This is a genomic window from Peribacillus sp. YIM B13481, from assembly GCF_042787985.1.
GTDB lineage: Bacteria > Bacillota > Bacilli > Bacillales > DSM-1321 > Peribacillus > Peribacillus simplex_A.
Map to the genome: position 1 here is coordinate 29,297 of NZ_JBHZPE010000009.1, position 17,920 is coordinate 47,216.

Genomic DNA, 17,920 nt, shown 5'->3' on the forward strand with positions numbered 1-17,920 from the left:
AAATTTATAACGGTATTATGCGAGTATGAAACTTCAAAACTAAACGACTTTATTGTTGCTGGACCGTTTTTGCATGCTGAACTCTAATTTCTGTCCAAAAATATTGCTTTAAGGATTTGGCCTCTATACTATCATAAGTGATATGAGTTTTTACCATTATAAAAAGGAAAATTTAGGTAGTTTATTTAACCTTGCATACAAATTAACTAAAAAAGGCCACTCCCTTAGTGCTTATAGAAGTGGCTGGTACACATTATTATTTATCCAATATCTTTTATCTGTTTCATTTTAGGTACCGCTCTTTGCTTATTGCCTCGGACTCTTTATTTTGGGTTCTAATGACATAATCCACATAAGCACTATTCTTTGCTGTAAATTCAACTTCTGCACTAGATAGCATAACAGAACCGCTTAGTGATACCTCATAAAATATAGACCTTAGTAACCTTAGTACCATTTGGTATTTGTGTCTTAGCTTCAGCGATATTGAATGTTACAGATTTATCCTCATTAGCAACATCTAGTACATAAATCTTTCTAGCCTCATCATATGCTTTGTCTTGATTTTATTTTTATTTCACCTTTTTCCGAGACATCTTTAAGCTAACCAACGATGAAAACCATATTACGGAAAACGGAAGGGACTTTAAATTGATTAGCGGTTTCTGATTTTTCATCTTAGGACTTTTATTTCAAATTTTACTCTTTGCTATTAATTTGGAGAAAGTTGTATAATGTATTGTTAAATAAGTTTGAAAGGTTGTTTTGAATGAGCTATGTGAAAATTTACATCTTACTTTCCGGAATTATGATCACATGGGGATTAAACGTTTCAGTTATTAAAATTTTAGTTGCGAATACACAGCCAATAACAATAACTTCTTTGAGAATTTTTACAGCTTCCCTTGTAGTAATTCTTATCCTTATCATTCTTGGACTAATACGTCTTCCTAAAAAAAGTGAACTTTTTTACGTTTTTGGTGGAGCACTTTTGAGTGTCGTTTTTCATCATTATTTTTTAGCTGAGGGATTAACGAAAACTTCCGCGTCGAATGCTGGGCTGATTTTGGGCATGGGACCTATTTTGACTGTCATCTTGACTATGATATTCTTTCGAAAAAAGCCCACTTTAATCAGGCTTCTTGGCTTTATTTGCGGTGCGCTAGGTGTGAGTTTTACCGTCATGGCAGGAAGTGGAGGAATTCATGCTATTAATCTGGGGGATGTGGATATTTTGCTATCCATTCTTTCACAGGCGTTAAGTTTCATACTCATAAATAAAGCCTCAAAAACAATGGACCCACGATTATTAACCGGCTACATGATGCTGATCGGGTCTTTCATTCTATTTGCCATTAGCTTATGGAAGGAACCTGATGGCTTATCTTCCCTGGCAACTGCACCGCCTTCCACCTGGGGAGCGTTCTTTTTCTCAGCTATTTTGGCCACTGCCCTTGGACACATGAGCTATAATTATGCAATTGGTCAGGTAGGCGCAGCCGAATCATCCATATTTCTTAACTTAAACACCTTATTCTCTCTGTTAGGGGCAGCATTTTTTCTTAATGAAGCCATTGTGCCTGCACATTTCATTGGTCTGATCTTCATTGTTTCAGGTGTATTGCTTGGCTCCGGGGCAATGGAAATTTGGATTCTTCAAAGGAAAAATAAAGGTATATCTGCCTAGCGCAACAGCATTACCTGATTCCATATCTTTATACACTAATACTATAGTGGATCATCGAAAAAAATAAGAGATGCTAAGACACTACTACTATTTCTATTAAAACATGAATTGTAGTGTCTTAGCTTCTTAAATGCTGGTACTTTAAGGTATTTCACTATGGTACCTGCCAAACCATCCTCCATCTACAGATAATAATCAATCTTTAATATTATTTCAGCCTCATTAATTAGAGCTTCATTCATATCCGTTGGAATATAATCCGGAATGAAGGATTTTCTCTGTTTCACAATAGCTGTATACAAGAGAAACTTTAGTTTAAATAGGAATTTGTTATTTCATTAAGGTTTTACTGTTATTAAAGAGTATAGATTAGTATCAAATGAAACATCATTTTGGTACATATAATTTCTCAATATCCCTTCTTTTTTGAAACCTAAATTTGTCAACAACTTATTGGATGCTTTATTTTCAATAAAAACAATTGCTCCAATACGCGTTAGGTCAATCTCTTTAAAACCATAAGAAATCACCTCACTGGCAGCTTCTGTTGCATAACCGTTACCCCAATCACTTGGGAAAAGTGCATAGCTCAGTTCTGCTCTCTTATGTTCATGAGACCACTCTTGAAATCCAATTGTTCCAATGATGCCATCCTTCCCTTTCAATTCAATTCCCCATTTAATCCCACGTTTTTCATCGAAATTCTTTGAAAAATTCCTAATAATTTGCTTCACCTGATCTGTATTTGTTAATGGAGTTTGACCATAATACCGTAATACATCTGGATTGGAAAAACATTTTAATATATCCCATGCATCACCTTCGACCAATTCTCTCAAGACCAACCGTTCAGTTCTTAATATAGGAAACATTTCTCCACTCCTTAAAACTAGATTCCTCTTAGCCATTCAAATTAGTTTAAACTTGGATAAATCCTTGAGAAAAACCATCTTTATTTGTTTATGAACATTTATATAAATAACCGCCCCAGGCCCTTGAAATTACTTTCGATACACGTCCCTTCGCATTGCCCTACTTAGATATGCATGAATTTTTGTGCATCCCCATTTTTTTATGTCCCATTAATTTTGATCAACTACCTTTAGGCCTCCATAAATTTGTAGCGCAACACCCGCACGTACTACCCTAGCTACTGATATATCAGACTTCCATTCAAAAAAAGGTCAACCAGTATAAAAATCCGGCTAACCCTATAAAAAGAACGCAAACTTTAGCTTTATAAGGGCTTGATATCATAGTTTCCCAATCCATAAACAGATTACATGATATATAGACATTCAATGAATACATTAATTGAATATCCTCTGCCCTAATTAGGATTTGCTGTTATGTTCCACAGTTATTACGACATTTCCCTTCTTGTGTCCTTTCTCGACATATCTATGGGCTTCAACTATCTCTTCAAACGCATAATATCTGTCAATGACCACTTTTAACTTCCCCGCTTCAACAAGTTCTTTAAGTAAGTTTAGAGCTTCGGGGGTTTCAGGTGAATTCCGACTCAATATTAGCTTCTTGCCGCTTGTCAATTTAGTCCATAGCATTCGAACACCTGGTAACGGTACAGTGACATTTAGATAAGTTCCGTCCTTTTTCAGCAATTTCATACAAGCTGAAAACGAACTCTTATCTACCGCTTCAAATATAACATCATAGGTCTCATCCATTCTGGATAAATCTTCTTTAGTGTAGTCGATTACTTTATCGGCTCCCAGAGATTTTACCAATTCTAAATTTGTGGTACTGCAAACCCCTGTAACTCTTGCTCCGAGATACTTGGCAATCTGAACTGCATAACTTCCGACACTTCCTGAAGCACCATAAACAAGAACCTTTTGACCACTCTCTATGTTAGCTTTTCTAAGATAAAACAATGCTGTACGTGCCCCTATTGGAATGGCTGCGGATTCCTCAAATGATAAATTATTGGGCTTAATGGCTACTGATCCGTCTTCAGGCAGACACTTATACTCGGCATAAGCACCAAAACCCACTTGGGAAGCTGCAAATACATGGTCACCTGCTTTAAACAGCTTGACATCCTTACCTACTGACTCAACTTCCCCAGATAACTCCAAGCCTAATATGGATTTTTTTGGACGTCTTAAACCAATTATGACCCGAGCAGGCAGCCAAACAGAGAGAGGAACTTTAAAGCTACGTGACCGAATATCCCCCATTGTTACCGTTGTCGCTTTTACTTTTACCAGTATTTCATTATCTTTAGGAGTAGGTTTTTCTACCTCTTTTAGTTGAAGAACGTGGGGGGGACCGTACTTTGTGTATACAATTGCTTTCATTTACCCTCCTCCAATTCGATATATTCACTTAATATCTACGAATCGTCAAAAACTGTTCTTAAACCATCCTGCTCCGTTATTTTAATAAAGAATAACCCAAACCCTAAATTTTGGCAATCCAAACTAAAGTGAGAGCCATTTTTATAGGAATGATGTTAACAGGATTCTTGAATGTTATGCTTTGCACTTTCATTGCCTTATTCCGGATCCTATCCAAGAAGCGAGTAACTGTTGAATAATCTCTAAAGGCGTTTACAATAGCTTACTCACCTTCATTTCTCTTCATGCCTCTAATAAGTACCTCAGCCACCTCAGGACGCGTAAATTCAAGTGGCGGGATAAGTCCCTTCCGAAGCATTTCCCTGACTTTGGTCCCACTTAATATAAACCTGTCTTCATCTTTATGGGGACAGGTTTTCATGGAAGCCATGTTCAAGCATTTTTTGCAGAAAAAGCTATGTTCAAAGAACAGGGGTTTTATCCCTATTTTCAGAGGGTCAAACTGGTTAAAGATTTCTTGGGCATCATATGTGCCGTAATAGTCGCCTACACCTGCATGATCTCGGCCGACAATAAAATGTGTGCACCCATAATTCTTACGAGCAATTGCATGAAATACTGCTTCCCTTGGCCCTGCATAGCGCATTGCCGCTGGGTATATGGCAAGCAAGACCCTATCCAATGGGTAGTATCCTTTTAGTAAAGCTTGATAACTTTCCATTCGAACATCGGCAGGTATATCATCTTTTTTCGTTTCACCGACAAGAGGATGCAATAATAGTCCATCAACAGTTTCCAAAGCTGTTTTTTGCAGGTATTCATGGGCCCGGTGTACAGGGTTCCTCGTTTGAAACCCAACCACAGTATTCCAACCTAAATCCTTGAATATCTTTCTCGTTTCGGAAGGGTTCAAATGAAATTTTTCGAATGGCTCATGTGATGCCCCATTTATTAAATAAATAGGTCCTGCGACATATATATCCCCTTGTCCAAACAGCTTTTTAACCCCAGGATGGTTGGGATCTGCTGTTTTATATACGAGTTCGGCTTCCTCCCGTTTATCGTATTCAAACTTCTCTTCCACCTGAATGATACCAATAAGTTCCCCTTCATCACTGTATAAAGCAACTTCATCCCCAATGTTCAGCCGACTTGCCTCCTCCTTCGTGACAGGAAGAGTGATCGGTATCGTCCATGGTAAACCATTTGCCAGATGCATATCTTTGATGACGCTCCGGTAATCCTCTTTTCCCATGAATCCCACAAGCGGGCTGAATCCGCCGTTTGAAATCATTTCCAGATCGGAAACATTCCATTTCGAGATGCTCAGGGACGATAAGGATTTACACTTTTCCAAGTACTCTTGACGGTCAGTTCCTGATAATTCACGTTGAATCAATATCCCGCCATGTGGATCGATAATGTTCCTTTGTGCCTGCATTTATAACCCCTCAATCATTAGATTTGGTTTGTTTCATATTCTCCTTTTTCAAATTCGGACATGTACATGTTAAAGACCATTATCCTTTAAATATTTCATGACCTGCTGCACGCATTCTTCAATGGTGTAATGATTGGTTTCTATAAGAATATCTGGATTTCCAGGTTCTTCATAAGGATCCGAAACGCCTGTGAAGTGAGTGATTTCCCCATTTCTAGCTTTTTTGTACAATCCTTTTGGATCCCGTTTTTCGCAGGCTTCGATGGGACACTTTACATAAATTTCAATAAACTCATCTTGTTGTACCTTTTTTCTTACTTTCTCCCTGTCACTGGCATAAGGCGAAATGAAAGTGGCCAACACAACGATTCCGCTATCCACAAAAATTTTGGAGACTTCACCGATTCTCCTTATATTCTCTTTACGGTCATCCGAGCTGAAACCAAGGTCTTCATTCAATCCATTGCGTAGATTATCTCCATCTAAAATATATGTCGAAATTCCCATCGCATACAGTCTTCCTTCAACCATATTTGCGATGGTAGACTTACCCGACCCTGATAACCCTGTAAACCAAAGAATATAGCTTTTATGTCCGTGCAGAGTTTGCCTTAGCTCTTTCGTAATGGAAAAAGGATGTTGATGGATATTCTCTTGTTGACTCACACTATCTCCCCTTTATTCTTTATGGGACCCCTTTTTGTTGTTCCTGATGACAAAGACTAAAGAACCTGCCCACGCAATTAAAATAATCATATATATATAGGGTGTCCAATGATCATGGTTGGTCCAAGTGGCAATCAACGTCCGGGCATTCGTCAAGATGATAAAACCCCCAACAAGGACGCCCAATAAATAAGATGGCAATTTCGTAACGATCCATGCAGCAATCGGGGCAGCAATAATCCCGCCTACCATCAGGGAGATTACCCAAAACCAGTTGACTTCCTGCCAACCTAATGCAATGAGGAACCCTAAGGTTGCGGAAACAGCAATAGCAAACTCGCTTGTGTCAACGGTACCAACAACTTTTCTGGCAGGAACACCTTCTTGGGATAATAGGACAGGAGTTGTGATGGGACCCCAACCTCCCCCACCGGTTGCATCTGCGAAACCGGCTATCAATCCTAATGCTATCGATTTTTTTCTGGATAGATTAATTGATTTCTTTTCATTTATTTTCTGAGACGTTTTTAAAAAGCGAAAAAGTACATACACGCCAAGAAACAGCAAAAATATTGAAATGTATGGTTTTATCACATCTCCTGGTAAATTACTTAAAAAACACGCTCCTGCAAATGCCCCAACAGATCCTGGGATGATTAATTTGAAAAGGGCTTGACGGTCCACATTTCCGAATTTCAAATGAGAAATGCCTGATGCCGCAGTTGTCACGACTTCTGCCAAATGAACGGATGCCGAGGCCACTGCCGGTGCGATTCCGAATGTCAGCAACAATGATGTGGATGTAACCCCATATGCCATACCTAATGACCCATCGATCAGCTGAGCCAGAAATCCGATAAACGCGAATATAATGAGCTTTCTCATTTTCTCCTCCTACATGAGCATTCCCTTATTTTTATAACCTACATGTTGCCAAGTTTCTGTAACTTACCAATGAATTACGCTCGTCCAATGTCGATTATCAGTATTAAGTCTTGCTAACAAAAGCTTTTTCCAAATGGCGACAATCCCCTATTATTAAGGAAAAATGAATGATTTCTATAAGATATGCAAAGAGCTTTATGTATGTTAATTGACTTAAGAGGAAGTTGGAAAATTAATTTGGGCACTCTCGAGGTCTGGTGATGATATCCAAGCTTAAGAAGCCCCTGTTTTATAAACAAGGACCTTCACTATCCATCATGTTCATCTATTGTTTCCTAAGTTCATTTACCAATAATTGCTTCATTTTGGCATGATGTCGATTAACCACAAGCCTATTTTCCAATTTGATGCTACCTTCATGTTTTTTAGAGCCCATTTCTGTATGAATCCTATAAAGTAATAGGGGTTGAGGCACAAAGTGAAATTTGAAGTTTTGCAAGATACGCAACCATAAATCATAATCATGTGTGTATTGAAGCGTTTCATCAAAAACTCCGATGAGCTCGAAAACCTTCCTGTGAATCATGACCGAGCAGCCGTTAATAATGTTTCCTCTGATCATTGCTTTAAAAAGTTCAAGTTGATTAGACGGGTATATCCCTATTATGGGAGAAATGATCTCTCCATCATCATCCATGCAGTAATAACTGGTATAACTAAAATAGGCATTCTTCCTTTTCATTAGATCCAACTGGACTTCCGTTTTTTCTGGGTAAAAGATGTCATCAGAACTAAGCCAGCATAAATAATCACCTGTTGCTTTTTCGATGCCGGTATTCAAGGCACTGGCCGTCCCGCCATTTTCCTTTTTAATGTAAATGATTTTATCTAGAAACGGATCGATTTTTTCTGAATATAATGTAGAGCCGTCATTGACTACGATAATTTCAATATTTTTGTAGGTTTGATTGACCAAACTCTCCAAAGCTTTATCGATATATGGACAATTATAAAATGGAACAACAATCGACACTTTAGACATTTATGAACCGCCTTTCAAATAATCACCATTTATTTCATGAACATCCGGACTATCTGTTTATAAATAATGATTCATTTTCATTCTTATATTTATTCACACCTAGTAAGAAATGTACTATTCCCGATGAAGTCATCACAAATTAAAACGGCTATAAATCCGAATAGTTAGTCATACGTATATTACATGGCTATTTGTCACATCCATTCAAAATGGAAGGATCTATTGTAACTGTTTCCTTGATAAGTAGGGTCGAGCCTAAATATGAGACCTGTTGCTCCATTATTAATGAGGAGGGGAAAAATGAATATATTGTTTGTTTTTTATGTTCCAAGTGGTGGAGTGGAGACATTAAATCGACAACGATTTGCCGCTCTGAAAAAATACGGTATCGATGCTCATTTTCTTTATTATGAAAATAGAAGGAATTTCTTGAATGACCACAGTGCCCCAACATTTATTACCAACGATGATGCTGAAATCAAAAAAGTATTGGAAGATGGAGATTATTCCGCGGTTGTTGTCGTTTCAGACTTCAAAACTTTACCTAGATTCAGGTCTATGGGTTATAAAGGAAAGATGATTATAGAAATTCAGGGATACGGACCGAAAAAAGTTGCAAGAGAGGCACTAACAAATGCAATCCCACTTGTCAATTCCCATGCCGACGGATTCCTTAACCCAAAGACTCCTCACATCATGCAATTAATGGATGAACTTTACCCTTCGTTTCCAAAGTTCAGTTTTAATAATTGTTTTGATACAAGTCAATTCTCTTACAAACCTTCACCATTAGATGGCTTTAGAAAAGTGGCCTGGATAGGAAGGGTCGAAGATAATAAAAATTGGAGCGAATTTCTCAAGATAGGTTATCAACTAATTAACAATTATAATCCGAATATACAATTGCTTATGTTCGAAGATCCCACGTTAAGTGACCCTAAAGAAAGAATTAAATTCAATAAATTAATAAATCGATTAAATTTAAGTCCCAATCTCACTCTGCACTCAAATGTCCCTAATTCCGAAATGGCCGGTTTTTTCTCTGAAATTGGCGATTCCGGAGGCTTTTTATGTTCTACTTCAAAAGTGGAAGGAGCCCCTTACGCACTTCTTGAAGCAATGAGTTGTAGATGCCCTGTGCTGACGACGGATTCCGACGGTGTAAGAAGCTCAATCATTCATAATCAAACAGGAAAGTTTTACTCTTTAGGAAACATTGATAATGCAATTAAAGAGGCAAAGGAATTAATGGATAACCAGACCATAAGGGAAAGTATACGGTCAAATGCCCTAGAACACGTCAAAACCCATTTTAGTCCTGATTTGTACGCTCAAAATTTCATCAAAATGCTGGAATCCTTAGGAATAAACCCATAGTGATAAGAAACAGCCGGAATTTTTCATTCCGGCTGTTTCTTATTTTATAGGGAATAGTCCACCTAGGAACCTAGTTTAAGGCGCTCTGTTCTAGTTTGAACTTTTCTAATTGCTTTTGCTCATCTACCGTAAGTGATTTAAGTTTTTTATAAAGAAGTTCCTTAGCAAGATTATAGAGTTCCATATCCATTGCGTTATATTTTTTAATCAAATTTATTATGTCCGATGGCACTTCCTCTTTTGCCAAACGGTTTTTTGTAATATTTTTTCTAGTGTAATGGATATCTCCCCATGCATATTCCTTTTTTAGGCAAAAAAGTGTTTCATTGAACAACTCAGTGACACCAACCACTGAAAATGTCTTTAGATTTTCTTTGGCTTTTTTAATATCTGGATAATCTGGATCACCACTTACTAACATGGTTTGTAAATTTTGGGCTTCGGGATCCCTTAATACAAATTCCTCTAGGGTCATTTCTCTAACTCTCTCATATCCTGGTTGATTTTTCAAAAAGAAATATAAGGATATAACACGGTCTACTGGATCACGTAACATCGTAAAGTAATTGGAGGGTTTTGAAAAATGCTGATGTATTCCATAATAGTAATGCCCCGCTACAGCTTTGATTTTTTTCTTTTCCTCTTCCTCTAATTGATCAACTTTTTTAATCTTATATTCGTAAGAATCATGATCGAATATTTCATTAACTTCATATTGTTTTCTCAAGATTTCACTTAAGGTCGTTCCCCCTGTTTTGGGGACATGCATAAATATATCGAGAAGTTCTTCAGACATAATGATTTCCTCCATTTCTTGTTATTAAAAAAGTTTGCTTATAAATTCTTTAAATTTTTTTTAAGAATCGGCCGGTAATGGCTTTCAATCGTGATAATGTCTTTTAACATTTCAGGTTGGAATCTGCTTGTACCCGATTCTTCATGTATCCTGAACTTTGTTAAGACTTCATCCAAATAATACATTTTAAAACCATTTACCAATATACGAAGCCACATTTCATAATCATGTGTATAACGATGATATGGATTGAAATAACCAACCACATCGAATACTTCTTTCTTCAAAACCACTGTACAGCCATTCACGGCATTACGAAGTAAAAAAGCATGGTACACCCCGTTTTCAATATCGGAAAAGCGTTCTCCGGTCCAAGGAAGAGTGACATCATCATTTTTATCAATACAATCAAAATTCGTAAAACTCACATCTGCGTTATGTTCGAGCATAAACGAAATTTGCAAAGACACCTTTTCTGACAAGAAATAATCATCCGAGCTTAACCAAGCGACATATTCTCCCGTAGCAGCACTTATCCCATGATTCAAAGCTGTCGCAGTTCCCCCGTTCTCTTTTCTTAAGTAACGGACCTTCTCCAAGAACGGCTCGATTTTTTCAGTAAAAATTGTCGAACCGTCATCTACGACAATTACCTCTATATTCTTATAGGTTTGATCAAGCGCACTTTGAATGGCTTGATCTATATAGGGACAATTATAAAATGGAATAATGATTGATACTTTCGGCTCCATTGCCTTCCCTCCTGAGAAACATTTTATATAAAGTATTTTTCTAACTGCATCCATTTGATTTCAGCACTTTTCCTTTAATTCGCGATGAAAGGCAAGAATGTCCATTAAAGATAATTCAAGTGGGATACTTGGCTTCCAACCCAAATTCACGAGCTTAATAGGATTGATTGCCATTTTATTTTCGATTAAATCATTTCGTTGGGAGTTCACCTTAATTTCACCTGTTGTTACCGTCCTATAGCCTTCAATGATGTCTTCTAAAGAACGATTAGTACCTGAAACAACATCGTATGTTTCTCCAGACTGTCCCCTTCTCAAAAGAAGGTCATAAGCTCTCACTGCATCTCTTACATCCAGGAAATCACGTTGAACATTCGGATTATCGACCTCAAGGACCTTTTCCATTCCCATCTTTTCCATCTCTGCAATTTTTTTTGCGAAAATGGAACAAACCCCATTGGATAGTCCAGGTCCAATTAGATTGGATGGTTTTGCAATGATGATATCCATGTTATATAAAACGGCCCATGATTTTGCTATAAGTACTTGAAGTGTTTTACTTAAACTATAAGGATGGGGAATAGAGGAAATGGAAATGGGATCAATTTGAAGAGCTGAGCCGACTATCACGATTTTACAAGCTGGACTTTGTTTACGAATGGCATCGATTAAATATGCAGTGGACATGGTGTTTGCCTCCAAAGTTGAAACGGGTTCCAACCATGATTCTCCAACGTGGTTTTGTCCAGCTAAATGGAGAAGGTACTGAGGTTTGGTCCTTTTGATGAGGTTGTTTACATCGTTTCCATTTGTCAGATTACAACATTCTGCAGTTATCTTACCTTCGATATTCAGCTTTTTTCTTGAAACCGCCGTAATATCAAATCCTGATTTCAGGAAGTGTGCGCATGCATGCCGACCTGTAAACCCATTAGCCCCTGTGATTATTAATTTTCCTTGTTGATTCATCGATTTCTCATCCAATCACTATTGATGTTAATATTCACACTTTTACCAACTTAATGGTCTCGTTTATTTTCGAAATCCTTATTAAACTCATAATTTATATTTTAGTAATCATCATTTAGAGTCATGATTAATGAGACCTATTTCATTGCTCACACAGACTCCTTATTACATTATGCCTTTATCCTTCATTTGCTATAGGTTACTCTCTCCATTTTAAGAACAAATGGACAAAAACTTATGTTTTTCAATATTACTCCTGAACCTCAAACGTTTCATTTCGAATGGAACATTAATTATAAAGATGAATTTAACATCTTTGTTTTCTTGAAATTCTAAAAGAATATTTTTTTAGAAAAGGTAACTTGTCCACACGAATATATAATCTTATTTATATACTGGAATATACCATTTAGAAAAGAGGTGATATATATTGGGAACATTTTTAGACGCTCAAGTTTCGCAAAACATTAGTTTTAGTGGAGGAATTTCCATTCCGCTTTCCTCAACGCCCGCACTTTTTGCAACACTTGGTCTTAACACAGCGAATGCTGGACCGAATCTTCGTATTCAATTCACTGCAACCACCGCCATTAGCTCTATAGCAACTGTCGCCGTACCTATTACCATCCAAATTTATAGAGGTGTAGGACCTGGACGGGTCCTTGTCTATTCAGCAGTAGAAACCTCACCGGCTATCGGTGTATTAGAAGTTGCTGCTAGAAGAATAATAACTGTAACCGGTTGTGACTATGCACCACCTAACCCTGGATTTTTAGTGTATCAAGCGTTCGTTAGCATACCAGGAGGAATAGTAATCGCACCAACTCGGACTGGCCCAGAAAGCCTTAACGCAGCTGCATATTCCAGCTAGTAATAAATAGTGAGGAATACTAAACTCATAAAAGATGTCTTACCCTAGAACCCTTTTATGTATAGAGTAATATCAAACCACTTTATAGCAAGTGTGTAACAGTTTTGCTCGCTTGTTTTTTTGTATCATTTTTAGTTTTAATAATTTATTATTTCAATCCCTTGGGAAGCGCAAAAAAAGGCTTTGTTCAAAAAAATATTGTAACTTGCAGAACTAACATCGAATGGCAGAGCAGTCACTCATTGTTAGTTCTTTTTTTAATTTTTTTAAAAGTGGTTTCAGAAAAATTGTTCATAATGACACCCATCTATAACACAAGTTTATCTTCTGAATACTTATATAAAAACGAATATGAAATCATTAGTTTCTAAGTACTAAGAGATGGGAGAAATATTCATGAAAATCCTGCTTGCCACTTTTTGGGTAGCACCACATGTGGGTGGTGTTTGGAACTATATGCAACAATTAAAAAAAAAGCTCGAATCTCTAGGACATGAGGTAGATTTACTAAGCTATGGTGAGGCCCATAACTATGTTCACATTATCAATGAAAATCGCAGGATATATAGGGATGCACTGCTGCCAGAAGAAATCTCGATATTGATGGACCAACATAATTCACCCATTCATAGCGATCCAGTGATCCATTATTATGAAACAAGGTGTAACTTTTTCCAGTTAGGAGCAAAACATTTAGGTTTGGAACAATATGATGTCATTCATACACAAGATATATTTTCAACCGTCTGCATTAACAGAATAAGATCCGAAAAAACTGCTCTAGTCGCCACCCTCCATGGTTGTGTTGCTCACGAACTTAAGAGCGCTTATTACACCTCCAAAACGGAAAATAAAAGCAGCGTAAAAAAAGGGCAATATTATTTTAATCAATTTGAATATGATGGTGCGACTTCTGCTGATAATACGATTGTAGCCAATGAATGGATGAGAAATATTTTAACGGGTGAATTTAAAGTTCCAGATGAACAACTTAGTGTTTTTCATTATGGATATGATACCGAATCATTCCTGAAGCGAGTGGAAGAAAAATCCGATATTAAACGTCCAGCCGATAGGAAAGTGATTATTTATACGGGTCGATTGAATGAGTTTAAAGGAGTGCATCATTTAATAGGGGCACTTATGCAATTAAAGGAAATCAGAAATGATTGGGTTTGTTGGATAGTTGGGGACGGTCCCCAGGAAATGGAGTTGAAAATTAAAAGCAAGGCCATGGGCTTGGAAACTGACGTGATCTTCTTGGGGAGACGGGATGATATTCCTTATTTGTTATCCATTTCGGATATCTTCGTTCTTCCAACCTTGATGGAAAACCAGCCTTTGTCAGTAATAGAAGCACAAATTACTGGAAAGGCTGTAATCGCCAGTGATGTGGGAGGAGTACCTGAAATCATTGAACATGGAATTACAGGTGTATTAACACCTGTAGGGGATGAAAAAATGTTAACCATCCATATAGATTATTTATTAGAGCATGAGCCCTATATGAAAAACCTTGGAGAAAATGCCAAAAAATGGGGACTAAATCACTGGTCTCTGGATAAAGGTGTTCAAAATGTGCTAGGTGTATATGAAAGCGCAATTACCAAAAGGAAGAATAAATAATGACAACTAAGAAGGTGCTGACCACTCCGATTGCGTCAGCATCTTTTCTTTTCCCTTTCTTTTTTAGATAAAGCTAGGTACCTGTTTAAGCGAGTAGTGGCCGTATAACATACAATACTGAAAACATATAAAAGGAGTATGATGTATGAAGGCTATCGTGACAGGAGGGGCTGGGTTCATTGGTTCCCATCTCGTTGAAGAACTTATCTTAAATGGTGCCGAGGTCCATGTATTGGATAACATGATTTCCGGACACACAGAATATGTACATCCCAATGCCATCATCCATACTGTAGATATATGCAGCGAGGTAGCTGGGCAAATCATTGTGAGGGAAAAGCCAGATGTCGTTTTCCATTTGGCTGCACAGGCGGATGTGAGTCGTTCCATTCTTGAACCCCAATATGATGCCGATGTGAATATCAATGGAACAATAAATATTCTTAAGGCCTGTCATGAATCTTCTTCTGTAAGTAAACTGATCTTTTCCTCTACATCAGGTGTTTATGGTAATTTACAGAAAGACTTGATTTCCGAGGATGATCTGACAGGACCGATTTCTTATTATGGATTATCAAAACTGACTGCCGAAGCATATATCCGATTATTTCATCAGCTTTATGGGCTCCCGTATACGATTCTCCGTTATGGGAACGTTTATGGGCCCAGACAAACAGCAAAAGGAGAAGGCGGAGTCGTCGCAGTCTTTTTAGAAAAACTCAAAAAAGGGATGCCATTAAGCATTCACGGTGATGGCGAACAAACTCGTGATTTTATATATGTGAAAGATATAGTACATGCCAACATCGCTTCGGTGGATCGAGGTAATCAAGAAACGATCCAGGTAAGCACGGCACAGAAAACATCAGTAAATCAACTATTGAAAATGCTAACACAAATTCATGGCTCCAAAGTGAATACAGTCCATTCAGCCGGAAGAACTGGAGATATCAAACACAGCTGCCTTGACAACAGGAAAGCACGGCAATCGCTGAATTGGTATCCAAAGACTGATATTTTTAATGGGTTATCAGAAACCTATACATTTTCATGTATGAAATAGTTTCAGTTTCAATTTAGCCTATTAACTTAAGAGGCGGGATAATGCTATTATCCTTAACCTTTCCTTACTAATTTACATGTGATTCGATAAAAATTGTTTAGTTTCAATAGTGTTTTGATTTTTGCCGTCTCACATTACATCGCTACTACATTTAATATAGTAACCGGGATGAAGAAGGATAAAGGTTTTTTTCATCACGACTCTAGCAGAAAACCACATCCTTCCATTCCTTTTCTACCGAAAATAAAACAATTCGGAAGAAACCTGTAACATAAAAGGAGATGAAAAAATGAGTTTAAGTTTAAAAGATATTAGCGGAAGTTACGATGCTTTCTTTAGTTTGGGAGATCTTTGTTTGGCCTCCATTCAGCTGAGAAAAAACAATTTAAGACCATATGCAGGAGTGCTGGATTGGGTGGGTTCTCCCACTTTACCTAAAGTGAACCTTCTTCTGCAAAATCAGTTTTCCGATTTCTTGGATCCCAGTCATTTAAAACCAATAAAATACCTTTCGCAGTTGGACCTTTACGTATTAGACGAGCATTACAATATAGGCTTCAATCATGACTTTAAAACAGATAAGAATTCGCTGACCCATTTAGGCGGTTATCCTGAGGTCAAAGAGAAATATGACAGAAGAATTCAAAGATTCCTAGAAAAAATGTCAACGAGTCAAAAAATCCTTTTTGTAAGAACGGAGGGTTCATTCGAAGATGTTAAGGAACTCGAGTCCATTTTATCCGGATTGGTGAAGCATGACTTTCGGATCCTCGTTATCAAACATACGAATGTAAACGGCATTGTTGAAAACGATTGGCCCCTAGAGAAAGTCTGTGTTATTGAACTTCCTAACCATGATATTTGGAACTCGAATGATCATCATTGGAAAACGATACTGAGTGGCATTAGCATCAATATTTAGTTTATGACACCACAGCTTAGATAAAATAAAAATAAGAACCAACATTTCATTATTGGTTTCATAGAACCTTTCATGGATAAGAAAGATTGTCCATCACGTTATAGTACCCATACCATAAGTTTGGACAGGTTATAATTCAGAATCCTAAATACTCTATTCTAACTAAGATCCCCTTCTAGTAACGATTGAAAAACAAAGTAAAGCAAGATATGTTTTAAGCCGTTTCTTTACTAGGAGGCGGTTTTTTCTATTGTTCCACCCATAAACCAAAAATTTTATTTAGATTGGAATGAAACTAATCGAACTATTTATTAAAAGTCTAGATATCGCCCGTGGTAGAACGAATTTTCCTTCTTATATTCGTTTTATCTTTGAGACCTATATTTTTACGTCCCCGCCTAACTCTACATACAACTTTCATTTACTTCATCCTAAAGTAATTTTTTTAGCATTTGATCACTAATATATGTAATATACTAATGGTCATAAGCATATTTTCTTTCTTGACCATTAATATTTAATATTGTTTTTTTTCAGATATCCTCAAAGAAATCACCTTATGACAAAATAAATAGATTCTCTACATTATTTATTTAATCATTCGGTTCTTCCGTTTAAGCCTTTCAGGCACTAAAAAGTGGTTAATACTTACATTAACCATTTTGTCTGTTTGTTTCTTGCTTTCTTATCCAATCTTTTAAATCTGCTAACATCTTTTCATAGGTTGGAACTTGGTATTTAAAATCGGACCGACCATTCTTTATGGTGCGATCCAGAACTATATTTGAATCCGGGATAATTTCTACATCATTTTTCTCAAAGACTTCTGCAATCAATTTCAATAAGGATAACTTTGAGACTTTTTCCTCCGAGCCTAAATGATATAACCCAGTAATATTCTTCTGGATCATCGTGTCTATCGCTCTAGCCAATTCAAGTGTTGTTACACCATTCCAAAGCACTTTTTCATACCCTTTTATTTCACCTTTTTGTTTCATGAACCAAAGGAATAAACCAATTCCATCATTTTTTAGTTCTGGGCCAATTATGGAGGTCCGTATCGTCAAATGTTTTTCGCTAATAATTTCTCCTAAGTGTTTAGACTGACCATAAATCGTGGTACTATCAGGGAAATCGTTCTCGGTATAATCTCCTTTTCTACCTGAAAATACACAATCTGTACTGATATGAATCAATTTCCCATTATTGCGTTCGCTCAATTTGACAAGTTGATGGGGAAACACACTATTAACCTGAAAAGCGAGTTTCGTATTATCACTTGCATGATCATTTAATATCCCAATACAATTGATCGTAATGTCGGGTTTTACTTTATCCATAATTTCTTCTAGACTCGTTAAATCGGTTACATCCAGATATAAGCCCTTTTTATCATTCGGATCCCTTGACGTATAGGTTACCTGATATCTGGGGTCCCCTGTGAAATAATCTTTTATTACATGGCCTGCCATTCCTTGTCCACCAAGGACTAGTACCTTCAT

The 17,920-nt window shown here is 37.1% G+C and carries 16 protein-coding genes; 6 read left to right on the top strand and 10 right to left on the bottom strand.

Annotated elements, in window-relative coordinates:
* Nucleotides 1-769 precede the first annotated feature (769 nt).
* The gene (locus tag ACFX4X_RS07995) at nt 770-1,687 is read left to right on the top strand and encodes a DMT family transporter (protein WP_377382834.1); all 918 of its coding nucleotides are present in this window, start codon (nt 770-772) and stop codon (nt 1,685-1,687) included.
* A 338-nt stretch (nt 1,688-2,025) separates the two neighbouring features.
* Here ACFX4X_RS07995 and ACFX4X_RS08000 read toward each other — a convergent pair whose 3' ends face one another.
* The 6 genes from ACFX4X_RS08000 to ACFX4X_RS08025 form a co-directional block, all read right to left on the bottom strand.
* Nucleotides 2,026-2,559 carry a GNAT family N-acetyltransferase gene (locus tag ACFX4X_RS08000; protein ID WP_377382836.1) on the bottom strand — a complete coding sequence of 178 codons (534 nt, stop codon included), beginning with the start codon at nt 2,557-2,559 and terminating at the stop codon, nt 2,026-2,028.
* A 462-nt stretch (nt 2,560-3,021) separates the two neighbouring features.
* Nucleotides 3,022-4,008: an NAD(P)-dependent alcohol dehydrogenase gene (locus tag ACFX4X_RS08005; protein ID WP_377382838.1), complete on the bottom strand. Its 987-nt coding sequence runs from the start codon at nt 4,006-4,008 to the stop codon at nt 3,022-3,024.
* A 262-nt stretch (nt 4,009-4,270) separates the two neighbouring features.
* Nucleotides 4,271-5,449: a sulfate adenylyltransferase gene (sat, locus tag ACFX4X_RS08010; RefSeq protein WP_377382840.1), complete on the bottom strand. Its 1,179-nt coding sequence runs from the start codon at nt 5,447-5,449 to the stop codon at nt 4,271-4,273.
* 69 nt (nt 5,450-5,518) lie between these two features.
* Nucleotides 5,519-6,115, bottom strand: a complete 597-nt coding sequence (gene cysC / locus ACFX4X_RS08015) for an adenylyl-sulfate kinase (protein WP_377382842.1) — start codon at nt 6,113-6,115, stop codon at nt 5,519-5,521.
* 12 nt (nt 6,116-6,127) lie between these two features.
* Complete coding sequence (locus tag ACFX4X_RS08020) at nt 6,128-7,000, bottom strand: sulfite exporter TauE/SafE family protein (RefSeq protein ID WP_377382844.1); 873 nt, start codon at nt 6,998-7,000, stop codon at nt 6,128-6,130.
* Nucleotides 7,001-7,325: 325 nt separating this feature from the next.
* A complete protein-coding gene (locus ACFX4X_RS08025; protein WP_377382845.1) occupies nt 7,326-8,042 on the bottom strand; it encodes a glycosyltransferase family 2 protein in 717 nt (238 codons plus the stop codon).
* Between the two features lie 300 nt (nt 8,043-8,342).
* On the opposite strand from ACFX4X_RS08025, the gene ACFX4X_RS08030 reads away from it, so the two are divergent.
* Nucleotides 8,343-9,419 (top strand): glycosyltransferase family 4 protein, encoded by a 1,077-nt coding sequence (locus ACFX4X_RS08030; RefSeq protein ID WP_377382847.1) that lies wholly within the window; start codon nt 8,343-8,345, stop codon nt 9,417-9,419.
* Nucleotides 9,420-9,489: 70 nt separating this feature from the next.
* Here the strand turns inward: ACFX4X_RS08030 and ACFX4X_RS08035 are convergent, their stop codons facing one another.
* The 3 genes from ACFX4X_RS08035 to ACFX4X_RS08045 are packed head-to-tail and all read right to left on the bottom strand — an operon-like array spanning nt 9,490 to nt 11,936.
* The gene (locus ACFX4X_RS08035) at nt 9,490-10,215 is read right to left on the bottom strand and encodes a sulfotransferase family 2 domain-containing protein (protein WP_289337483.1); all 726 of its coding nucleotides are present in this window, start codon (nt 10,213-10,215) and stop codon (nt 9,490-9,492) included.
* A gap of 38 nt (nt 10,216-10,253) precedes the next feature.
* Complete coding sequence (locus ACFX4X_RS08040) at nt 10,254-10,967, bottom strand: glycosyltransferase family 2 protein (protein WP_377382849.1); 714 nt, start codon at nt 10,965-10,967, stop codon at nt 10,254-10,256.
* A gap of 60 nt (nt 10,968-11,027) precedes the next feature.
* The gene (locus ACFX4X_RS08045; protein ID WP_377382851.1) at nt 11,028-11,936 is read right to left on the bottom strand and encodes an NAD-dependent epimerase/dehydratase family protein; all 909 of its coding nucleotides are present in this window, start codon (nt 11,934-11,936) and stop codon (nt 11,028-11,030) included.
* A 430-nt stretch (nt 11,937-12,366) separates the two neighbouring features.
* Between ACFX4X_RS08045 and ACFX4X_RS08050 the strand changes: the two genes are divergently transcribed.
* From ACFX4X_RS08050 to ACFX4X_RS08065, 4 genes are all read left to right on the top strand, one after another.
* Nucleotides 12,367-12,807: a hypothetical protein gene (locus ACFX4X_RS08050; RefSeq protein WP_377382853.1), complete on the top strand. Its 441-nt coding sequence runs from the start codon at nt 12,367-12,369 to the stop codon at nt 12,805-12,807.
* Between the two features lie 396 nt (nt 12,808-13,203).
* Nucleotides 13,204-14,433: a glycosyltransferase family 4 protein gene (locus tag ACFX4X_RS08055; RefSeq protein ID WP_377382855.1), complete on the top strand. Its 1,230-nt coding sequence runs from the start codon at nt 13,204-13,206 to the stop codon at nt 14,431-14,433.
* Between the two features lie 145 nt (nt 14,434-14,578).
* A complete protein-coding gene (locus tag ACFX4X_RS08060; protein ID WP_289337479.1) occupies nt 14,579-15,496 on the top strand; it encodes an NAD-dependent epimerase/dehydratase family protein in 918 nt (305 codons plus the stop codon).
* Between the two features lie 289 nt (nt 15,497-15,785).
* The gene (locus tag ACFX4X_RS08065; protein WP_377382857.1) at nt 15,786-16,418 is read left to right on the top strand and encodes a DUF1796 family putative cysteine peptidase; all 633 of its coding nucleotides are present in this window, start codon (nt 15,786-15,788) and stop codon (nt 16,416-16,418) included.
* Between the two features lie 653 nt (nt 16,419-17,071).
* On the opposite strand, the gene ACFX4X_RS08070 is transcribed toward ACFX4X_RS08065, so the two are convergent.
* Complete coding sequence (locus ACFX4X_RS08070; RefSeq protein WP_377382858.1) at nt 17,072-17,920, bottom strand: dTDP-4-dehydrorhamnose reductase family protein; 849 nt, start codon at nt 17,918-17,920, stop codon at nt 17,072-17,074.

Excerpts from the sequence above, each read along its gene's own strand:
- ACFX4X_RS08060 (WP_289337479.1), top strand. The coding sequence starts at position 14,579 with ATGAAGGCTATCGTGACAGGAGGGGCTGGGTTCATTGGTTCCCATCTC.
- sat (WP_377382840.1), bottom strand. The coding sequence starts at position 5,449 with ATGCAGGCACAAAGGAACATTATCGATCCACATGGCGGGATATTGATT.
- ACFX4X_RS08040 (WP_377382849.1), bottom strand. The coding sequence starts at position 10,967 with ATGGAGCCGAAAGTATCAATCATTATTCCATTTTATAATTGTCCCTAT.
- ACFX4X_RS08000 (WP_377382836.1), bottom strand. The coding sequence starts at position 2,559 with ATGTTTCCTATATTAAGAACTGAACGGTTGGTCTTGAGAGAATTGGTC.
- ACFX4X_RS08035 (WP_289337483.1), bottom strand. The coding sequence starts at position 10,215 with ATGTCTGAAGAACTTCTCGATATATTTATGCATGTCCCCAAAACAGGG.
- ACFX4X_RS08065 (WP_377382857.1), top strand. The coding sequence starts at position 15,786 with ATGAGTTTAAGTTTAAAAGATATTAGCGGAAGTTACGATGCTTTCTTT.
- ACFX4X_RS08070 (WP_377382858.1), bottom strand. The coding sequence starts at position 17,920 with ATGAAGGTACTAGTCCTTGGTGGACAAGGAATGGCAGGCCATGTAATA.
- ACFX4X_RS08030 (WP_377382847.1), top strand. The coding sequence starts at position 8,343 with ATGAATATATTGTTTGTTTTTTATGTTCCAAGTGGTGGAGTGGAGACA.
- ACFX4X_RS08055 (WP_377382855.1), top strand. The coding sequence starts at position 13,204 with ATGAAAATCCTGCTTGCCACTTTTTGGGTAGCACCACATGTGGGTGGT.
- ACFX4X_RS08045 (WP_377382851.1), bottom strand. The coding sequence starts at position 11,936 with ATGAATCAACAAGGAAAATTAATAATCACAGGGGCTAATGGGTTTACA.
- ACFX4X_RS07995 (WP_377382834.1), top strand. The coding sequence starts at position 770 with ATGAGCTATGTGAAAATTTACATCTTACTTTCCGGAATTATGATCACA.
- ACFX4X_RS08025 (WP_377382845.1), bottom strand. The coding sequence starts at position 8,042 with ATGTCTAAAGTGTCGATTGTTGTTCCATTTTATAATTGTCCATATATC.
- ACFX4X_RS08020 (WP_377382844.1), bottom strand. The coding sequence starts at position 7,000 with ATGAGAAAGCTCATTATATTCGCGTTTATCGGATTTCTGGCTCAGCTG.
- ACFX4X_RS08005 (WP_377382838.1), bottom strand. The coding sequence starts at position 4,008 with ATGAAAGCAATTGTATACACAAAGTACGGTCCCCCCCACGTTCTTCAA.